Source organism: Shinella sp. SUS2 (genome assembly GCF_001262505.1).
Classification (GTDB): domain Bacteria; phylum Pseudomonadota; class Alphaproteobacteria; order Rhizobiales; family Rhizobiaceae; genus Shinella.
In genome coordinates this window covers 1-5,136 of the sequence record NZ_KQ410797.1, presented here as the reverse complement: position 1 = coordinate 5,136, position 5,136 = coordinate 1, and the positions used below count along the sequence as shown (strand labels likewise).

Below are 5,136 nucleotides of genomic sequence, written 5' to 3'. Positions count from 1 at the left end.
AGGCTCGGCAAGGCGGCGGCGCTGGTCATGCCATGGTGCGACACCTACGCCATGACCCAGCATCTGGCCGAAATCGCCCGACACGTCGATGCCGACGCGCACGCTATCCTCATCATGGATCAGGCAGGCTGGCACATGTCCAACAATCTCGTCGTGCCCGAAAACATCACCATTCTGCCACTCCCGCCGAAATCGCCGGAGCTGAACCCGGTCGAAAACCTCTGGCATTTCATGCGCGACAACTGGTTATCAAACCGCGTGTTCAAATCATACGACGACATCGTCGATCATTGCTGCGATGCCTGGCGGCGGCTCGAAAGCCAGCCATGGCGCGTCATGTCGATCGGACGCAGAGAATGGGCCAATGGGTTTTGATCAGTGAGGGACCGTATGAGCTGTTGCCTGATAGATTGCGAGTGCGGGTGACTGGTGGAGGTCCATGATGTCGTGTGTTCTTCGCGTGATAGTCGTGGCCGGTTTTCTCCCCGTCTCGCCTCTTCACGCGGAAACATTGCTTTGCGCTCCTGTTGCTGTCGCGGAAACAGTCGGCACGTCCGGATCCCTGACGATATCCGCCGCCGACAAGGAACTGGGAAACCCGGTTCTTTTCTGGATTGATACCAAGACCGGAGAGTTACAGGAACATGCGGAAGGTGGCGACCGGTTCATTACCTACACCGGCAAGCTGGATGTGCAGCAGGCCGACGCGAACGTTTTCCTGGCTCATCACGCGGAGCAGAACGAAATCTACCGCATAGATCTCGGCGTAATGGTGCACCCGTTCCAGAGAAGCGTTGACGGTGCGTTGACATCGATCGGTGCCTGCAATCCGGCGAGGATGGGTGAGTTGCCGCAAGAGGACAGTGCCCCGGTGTGGCCCTTCACCTATCGAAAGACCGGGTAACCCGGGAGATAGCTTACACAAGCAGCGCCATGCACGGGAACTCTGACAGCACGACATCGGGAGGTAGGATGTTTTTGAGGGGGGCATATCTCGGCGGCGCGCTACTGGCGGGCTTCGCACCGGCTCACGCCAATGGCTGCCTTGCTCCACCGTCGATGATCACAGGCCAGTTGCGCATCGTCGAAAGCAGGCATCCTGACGGGACACCCATCAGGGCGTTTGTCGTCTTCGTCGAGGACGGGCAATGTGTTTCCATAGAGGACGTGGACGGTGATCGGGCGGATGTCTTCCTTCGCGATATCCATCTGGCGCCAAAGGGTGACGAAGCCGCGCGCTGGAGTGATGCTGTTGGAAAGGACGTGACGGTGCAAGGCAGAATGGGCCTTCCTTTCACCACGTGGCATGTCGGTTCCGCCATGATGTTCGATGCAACCATTTCGGCAGTTCGAACATCGAGCGACGAATAACCGTCGACGCTCCATATCCTTCTGCCAGCCACTGGATCCGGACACGGCCGGCAAGGCGATGACTGGTGCTTACTCCTGTGCGCCACCGGGCAGGATTTGGATTGCGGAAGCATCACCATAAGCCGTGGGGATCTGCATACCGCCGGTCAGGTCCGATACGCGCGCCGCTGTTTCCCGTACCACCTCATCCATTGTCAGGCCTGGCCTCGAGAGGGTCTGGAGAAGGGCAATCACGAATGGGCTGTCCAGCCCGTTGCCGTCGGCCGCCGTCTTGCCGGGCTGAGTGGAATGGAGGACCACACTGTTCATCGCGGGCGTGGGAGAAACGGCAAGGCCCATGGGCATGCGCTCGGGCACCGGATCCACCGTTATACGGGCAAGGCCGCGCGATGACGCGACCGCCTTTGCCTCGACAAACGGGTCGTCGCGGCAGGCATCGATGATGACGAGTGCGCCCTGGCGCGCCTTGCTTGCCGCCGCCGTCAGGTCTTGCAGGGCCAGTGCCGTCGTTTGCAGGTCTTTTTCGTTTCCTATGGCAGCATCGACAGGCACGAGATAATTGACGCCACCGGTTTCGACGCCATGGCCTGCATAGAACACGACCACGATGTCCGCATCCCCCGCTCGCTCGCCGATATAAGCGGGCAGATTGGTCATGTTCTTGCTATCGATGTCCTCCGCGATCTCGATCGCGTCAAATCCCATATCGGCCAGCCGGCTTGCGATGATCGCGGCGTCACGCCGGGCATTGGGAAGGCTGGACAGTTCGGAATAGTTTCCGGAGCCGATGATGAAGGCGAGCCGTTTCAATCCATCGGGTGATGGATTTTCTGGCATGATACCGAATTCGAAGCCGGGCGCAAATTCTCCTGCGCGCCGTTGCAGGACCGGCTGCGTCAACCGCTTCAGGCGCCAGGCGGCATCGTTTCGCTCCAGCAGGTTGGGGACCGATTGCGTTCCTTCAAGGATGCGATTGTAAATCTCGATGGCTTTTTTCTTTTGCCCACGCGCTTCGGCCGATCGTCCCAACCCGAGCTGCCAGCGCCAGTCGTCGGGCGAAAGCTTTGCTGCTTCGTTGTAAAGGCCTTCAGCAGCAGCGGGGTCCTTCAGGCTATCGAGAGCCAGATCGCCTGCGCGGATCAACAGGTCTATGTTCATCGCGTAGGCATCCTCGGCGGACATGTCGCCGGTTTCGCGAGCAGCCGAGAGCATGTCGTCGAAAGAGGCTCGCAAATCGCCTGTGCGGGATTCGATTTCGGATTTCTGAATGAGCGCAATCCGCCGGAAAGGCGGCCCCAGCGCGATCGCCGCTGTCAGATCCTCGAGCGCTTTCGCCAGATGCCCCACCCGGCGCAGTAGAAGACTGCGAGCAATCAGCGCCGGACCAAACTGTGCGTCGTTTTCGAGCGCCTGATCAAGGTCGGCGAGCGCTGCAGCCAGATCCCCCCGACGTTCGGCCTCCAACGCTCTCTGGACAAAGGGCGTCGCGTCCGCGGGCGCATCGCGCATCGCCGCCTCGATGTCGTCGGCAACGGCATCTGGTTGCCCGATGGTCTGGTTTATTGTGACGCGTAGGGCGAGAGCCTCTCCCTTCAGAGGGCCCTGCAGATCAATTGCCGTCTGGACGTCGGCCAGGGCGCCGGCCACATCCTCTTGCGTCGGCAGCTTGTATTCCTGCATCGAACCGTCGGCATTTGCATCGAGCGCCATGCCTGCCTGCGTCACCTGCAGAAAGCGCATGAGCCCTCGGAAAAACGCGGCTTTCTGCCTGTCCTCGTCGTTCGTCTTCCCTTCCAGAACACGGGTGCAGGAGGCTTCAGCATCGGCCAGTTGCTCGATTGGCAGCATTGCTGTTTTGACATGTTCATCGGCGCAGGCAGCGAGGTCTGCCACCGTGTCCGCGCTTGCTGACGAGACCGCATAAACTGCGTAAACCAATGCGGCACTGCAGGTTTTCTTGAGGCGCATTGATCATCCCCAGGCTGAAAAATAGGCTGAAGCTCGATGCTATCGCCGAAAGAGGAACGGGTTTGGGGCGGGTTTTATTTCACGGTTTCGGTTGGAGCAAGAATCCAACCCGAATGTGAAGGCTTGACCAACGATCTAGCCCCGGTAGGGCAGGGTCCTATTCGAGCGGCTTGTGGGTGCAATAGATAAGCTGCGTTTCGCCGATGGAGGATCGACAGGCCGATTTCCCATACCGGCGCGGCTGGTGAGAACTGATGAAGGTGCTTGGATAGGGCTATTTATTCGCAAGCACATTGGAGAGGTATTTTCCCCCGTCGGTAAAGACCTCGATGATGCGCCATCTGTCGTCTTCATCGTCGTCACCGATCATGCCGAAATTGAGTACCTGAACGGTCCCATCTTTACCGGAAAGGGTGGCCCGTACCGTGGCCTCGTATTCGCCGGAGGCGACAACCGCGGTTTCTACCTTCTCCAATTGGTTGGCTGCCCCAAGGAGGAATGTCATTCCAGCATCCGATGCGCCGCTCTCCCAGGCTGCTGCGGTCTCCACATACCATGCACCGTGACCTCCTGGAGGAAAATCCGTCCAAGGGTGGCTGGCATAGATGCCGACAACAACTTCATCCGGCCCGCCAGCATAAGCGGGCAACAAGCCACCAACCATTGTCAGAAGCAGTGTTACCGGCAGCACGGCTTTCAATATGGATGCTCTCTCTGCGCGTTGTTCCGATGTTTATAGCCGGTATGAGCGTGAATGGAAACCTGAGCGGTTGCGTCCAAGGTTGAACCGATGCTTTCCGAGCGAGGCAAGGCTCCAGCGAAGCCGACCAGATAAGGATGCGACGGCGGGCTCCTGGAAACCAGTGAGAGACGGGATCTCAAGATTGCGTTCGCTCGGATAGGATCAACAGCTATGCGCTGGGCGATCACCGGGCTTACACGGCGTTTGCGGGGTAATCCCCCCATTTTTAACGGGGCTCTACGGTAGAATTCACGCGGCCATTTTCAGTTTCTGTGCGGGTGTGATGCCGCCGATGCCATAGCCACTGCGTGGCGAATTCCTGCGCCTCCTTGATGCTTTCTATAATGTGCTGGTCGAGCCACTCATGCCGAACGGTTCGGTTGTAGCGCTCGACATAGGCGTTCTGCTGCGGCTTGCCCGGCTGGATGTGGCTCAAGGCAATGCCTTGCCTTTCGGCCCGTTCCATCAGCTTGCCGCTGACATATTCGGGGCCACGCGTATGGCGAACGGCTTGCCACGCCATTCGATGATCTGGCTCAAGCTGCGGATGACGCGCTCGGCAGGAAGCGAGAAATCCACTTCGATGCCCAGCCCCTCGCGATTGAAATCGTCCAGGACGTTCAACAACCGGAACGGCTTGCCGTCCTCCAGGTGGTCCTCCAGTTCGCGGTAGATGCGGTAGACGCGCTTGTGGTTCCAGCGATGGCCCCGGACATTGTGGAGGTAAAGGAAGCACAAGCCGAAGCCCTAGCTCCTCTTCGCCCGCGTCATCCGATCAGCAGATCGGCGATCTGCTCGTTCTCGTCGTTCAGCTTGGCGCTGTAACGAAAGCACGTCTCGCTGACATCGAAGATGGGGGCAGGCGAGTGCGGTGCTCACCCCACGCAGCGCCACTGCTCTCGTGGCCATCTCCCGGCGTTGAGATGGCCGCGTCACTTCTTTCCCAGAGCCTTCTTGAGGAGTTCGGCCTGCATGCTCTGTCAACGGCGGAGTAAAAACCGGCCACGGGGCGGAGCAACAGTCGGCCACGGTGGCGCCGGCCTGAGACCGCCGGG

At 59.5% G+C, this 5,136-nt stretch carries 5 protein-coding genes and 1 pseudogene; 3 read left to right on the top strand and 3 right to left on the bottom strand.

What is annotated here, in order from left to right; genetic code table 11:
• From AKG11_RS33050 to AKG11_RS33040, 3 genes are all read left to right on the top strand, one after another.
• The coding region (locus AKG11_RS33050) for a transposase (RefSeq protein WP_050747089.1) at positions 1-375 on the top strand (375 nt) is incomplete at its 5' end.
• A 94-nt stretch (positions 376-469) separates the two neighbouring features.
• The gene (locus AKG11_RS33045; protein ID WP_156334230.1) at positions 470-904 is read left to right on the top strand and encodes a hypothetical protein; all 435 of its coding nucleotides are present in this window, start codon (positions 470-472) and stop codon (positions 902-904) included.
• A 68-nt stretch (positions 905-972) separates the two neighbouring features.
• On the top strand, positions 973-1,371 hold the full coding sequence (locus AKG11_RS33040; protein WP_050747087.1) for a hypothetical protein: 399 nt from the start codon (positions 973-975) through the stop codon (positions 1,369-1,371).
• Positions 1,372-1,440: 69 nt separating this feature from the next.
• Here AKG11_RS33040 and AKG11_RS33035 read toward each other — a convergent pair whose 3' ends face one another.
• The 3 genes and pseudogenes from AKG11_RS33035 to AKG11_RS33025 all read right to left on the bottom strand — a co-directional run.
• The gene (locus tag AKG11_RS33035; RefSeq protein WP_082342973.1) at positions 1,441-3,339 is read right to left on the bottom strand and encodes a caspase family protein; all 1,899 of its coding nucleotides are present in this window, start codon (positions 3,337-3,339) and stop codon (positions 1,441-1,443) included.
• 274 nt (positions 3,340-3,613) lie between these two features.
• Complete coding sequence (locus AKG11_RS35010; protein ID WP_156334229.1) at positions 3,614-4,039, bottom strand: hypothetical protein; 426 nt, start codon at positions 4,037-4,039, stop codon at positions 3,614-3,616.
• A gap of 291 nt (positions 4,040-4,330) precedes the next feature.
• A pseudogene (locus tag AKG11_RS33025) lies at positions 4,331-5,058 on the bottom strand (integrase core domain-containing protein); the annotation flags it as partial.
• Between the last annotated feature and the right edge of the window lie 78 nt (positions 5,059-5,136).

What these genes read in the sequence shown, in the direction of transcription:
- AKG11_RS33035 (WP_082342973.1), bottom strand. Translation starts at nt 3,339, where the DNA reads ATGCGCCTCAAGAAAACCTGCAGTGCCGCATTGGTTTACGCAGTTTAT.
- AKG11_RS33040 (WP_050747087.1), top strand. Translation starts at nt 973, where the DNA reads ATGTTTTTGAGGGGGGCATATCTCGGCGGCGCGCTACTGGCGGGCTTC.